The organism is Streptomyces sp. SID3212 (genome assembly GCF_009865405.1).
Taxonomy (GTDB): domain Bacteria; phylum Actinomycetota; class Actinomycetes; order Streptomycetales; family Streptomycetaceae; genus Streptomyces.
In genome coordinates, this window is record NZ_WWJY01000015.1 from 1 (window position 1) to 2,887 (window position 2,887).

The 2,887-nt window shown below is 72.4% G+C and carries 3 protein-coding genes; all 3 read right to left on the reverse strand.

Features of this window, described 5'->3' with window-relative positions; all coding sequences use genetic code 11:
• On the reverse strand, positions 1-159 hold a 159-nt coding region (locus GT042_RS01110), incomplete at its 3' end, for an AAA family ATPase (protein ID WP_161306818.1).
• 1 nt (position 160) lies between these two features.
• Positions 161-1,468 carry an adenosylmethionine--8-amino-7-oxononanoate transaminase gene (locus tag GT042_RS01115; RefSeq protein ID WP_161306819.1) on the reverse strand — a complete coding sequence of 436 codons (1,308 nt, stop codon included), beginning with the start codon at positions 1,466-1,468 and terminating at the stop codon, positions 161-163.
• Positions 1,461-2,627 carry a biotin synthase BioB gene (gene bioB, locus GT042_RS01120; protein ID WP_161306820.1) on the reverse strand — a complete coding sequence of 389 codons (1,167 nt, stop codon included), beginning with the start codon at positions 2,625-2,627 and terminating at the stop codon, positions 1,461-1,463. The genes GT042_RS01115 and bioB overlap by 8 nt, the downstream gene beginning before the upstream one ends.
• Between the last annotated feature and the right edge of the window lie 260 nt (positions 2,628-2,887).

Genomic DNA, 2,887 nt, shown 5'->3' on the forward strand with positions numbered 1-2,887 from the left:
TTCCGCCGCGTCCCCCCGCTCGTCCGGGGCAACGCCCGTCTGGGCCGGTTTCAGCACCGCGACCGTGCGGCCGTGCGCGCGTGCCGTCGCCGCCACCGCCGCCGTGACGATCGTCTTGCCGACCTCCGTCCCCGTACCCGTCACGATCAGTACCGGCATGTCAGCCCTCTTCCGCCGCCGCGACCACCGCGCGGCAGATTCTCGTGATGTCGTCGTCGCCGGTGACGTACGGCGGCATCGTGTAGACGAGGTCGCGGAACGGCCGCAGCCACACGCCCTCGCGGACCGCCGCCCGGGTCGCCGCCGCCATGTCCACCTCGTGGTCCAGCTGGACGACTCCGATCGCGCCCAGCACCCGTACGTCCAGGACGCCCGGCAGGCCCGCCGCCTTGGCGAGGCCGTCGCGCAGGCCCGTACCGATGCGTTCGACCTCCGCCCGCCAGTCCTGGCCGAGCAGCAGTTCGATCGAGGCGAGCGCCACCGACGCCGCCAGCGGGTTGCCCATGAAGGTCGGGCCATGGGCCAGTACGGGTACGTCGCCCCGCGCGATGCCCTCGGCCACCCGCGCCGTGCACAGCGTCGCCGCCATCGTGAGATAGCCGCCGGTCAGCGCCTTGCCCACGCACATCACATCGGGCGAGATCCCGCCCTGCTCGGCGGCGAACAGCGTGCCCGTACGGCCGAAACCCGTCGCGATCTCGTCCAGGATCAGCAGCACGTCGTGCGCGTCGCACGCCTCCCGCAGCACCCGCAGATACGCGGGGGAGTGGAAGCGCATCCCGCCCGCGCCCTGCACCACCGGCTCCACGATCACCGCCGCCAGCTCACCGGCGTGGCGGCCGATCAGGTCCCGCAGACCGCGCGCGTACGTCTCGTCGTACGCGACCGGCGGCGCGTCCGCGAAGATCTGGCGCGGCAGCACCCCCGACCACAGCTCGTGCATCCCGCCGTCGGGATCGCACACCGACATGGGCTGCCAGGTGTCCCCGTGGTACCCGCCCCGCCAGGTCAGCAGCCGCTGTTTGGCCGGCCGGCCCACCGAACGCCAGTACTGGAGGCACATCTTCACCGCCACCTCGACCGACACCGAACCGGAGTCGGCGAGGAAGACGTGCCGCAGCGGCTCCGGGGTGATCTCGACCAGCTTGGCCGCGAGCCGGACCGCCGGCTCGTGCGTGAGCCCGCCGAACATGACATGGCTCATCCGGTCCAGCTGTCCGTGCGCCGCGTCGTTGAGGACGGGGTGGTTGTAGCCGTGGATCGCCGACCACCAGGACGACATCCCGTCGACCAACTCGCGCTGCCCGTGGGCGGGCCGGGCCAGCCGGAGCCGTACCCCGGACGCGGACTCCACGACCAGCGGTTCCGCACGGCCCGGCATGGGGCCGTACGGGTGCCAGACGTGGGCCCGGTCCAGCGCGAGCAGTTCGTCCGGGTCCGGCCCGGCCGGGGGCGCGGTCTCAGGCATTCGGCGCGAGGTCCGTACCGGCACCCCGGCGCCGTACCGCCACCAGATCCGTCCGTACGGTGTCCGCCGGAGCCACGTCGGCCCGCGCCGCCGGGACCGTACCCGAGCCTTCGCACCCCTCCGACGCCCCGTCGCACGGCCCGCAGCCCCCGCCGCTCCGGTGCTCCGGCAGCGTCGTGGTGTCCGCGCCCTCCACCTCGAACCCGGCGTCGGCGATCATGTCCAGGTCCGCCTTGCCCTCCTGGCCCTCACTCGTGAGGTAGTCGCCGAGGAAGATCGAGTTGACCAGGTGCAGCGCGAGCGGCTGCATCGTCCGCAGATGCACCTCGCGCCCGCCCGCCAGCCGCACCTCCACGTCCGGGCAGACGAACCGCGTCATGGCGAGGATCCGCAGACAGCGCTGCGGGGTGAGGTTCCACTCCTTCGCCAACGGCGTTCCCTCGAAGGGGATCAGGAAGTTCACCGGCACCGAGTCCGGGTCGAGCGCGCGCAGCGAGAAGACCACGTCGACCAGGTCCGCGTCGCTCTCGCCCATGCCCGCGATCAGCCCGGAGCAGGCCGAAAGGCCCGCCGCGTGGGCCCTGTTCACGGTGTCCACGCGGTCCGCGTAGGTGTGCGTCGTGGTGATGTCCCCGTACGTCCCCTCGGACGTGTTGAGGTTGTGGTTGTACGCGTCGGCCCCCGCCGCCCGCAGCCGCTCGGCCTGGCCGTCCGAGAGGAGCCCGAGGCACGCGCAGACCTCGACGCCCTCGTTCTGTTCCTTGATCGCCTTGATGGTGCCCGAGACCCGCTCGACGTCGCGGTCCGTCGGCCCCCGGCCGCTCGCCACCAGGCAGACCCGCTTCGCCCCGCCGGCCACGCCCGCGGCCGCCGCCTTCGACGCCTCGTCGGGCTTCAGCCAGGTGTACTTGAGGATCTCGGCCGTGGACCCGAGCCGCTGCGAGCAGTACGAGCAGTCCTCGGGGCACAGACCGGACTTGAGGTTGACCAGGTAGTTCAGTTTCACCCGCCGCCCGAACCACTGCCGGCGCACCTTCCCCGCCGCGGCCACCACGTCGAGCAGCTCGTCGTCGGAGGTCGCCAGTACGGCGAGGGCCTCTTCGCGGGTCGGCAGCTCACGCCGCAGGCCCTTCTCCACCAGCGTCTTCAGCAGATCCATGGCGTTGATCCTCGCGCACGGCGAGGCTCCGGTGCCAGGGAGGAACCCGACAACACCGCCCGATCGAAGTGTGTGTATGGCCACATCCTTGCCCGATCCGGTCCCGGTTAGGGTCTGTGCGCAGCCTACAAAAGGACCCTTCCCGTGCAGCAGGACCGCCAGGACCCGCAGGATCGCCCGGACCTCCAGGACCCCCACCCCCGGGACCCCCAGGACCCGCGCCCCCGGACCGGCGGCCCCGCGTCCGCCCCGGTCGACCC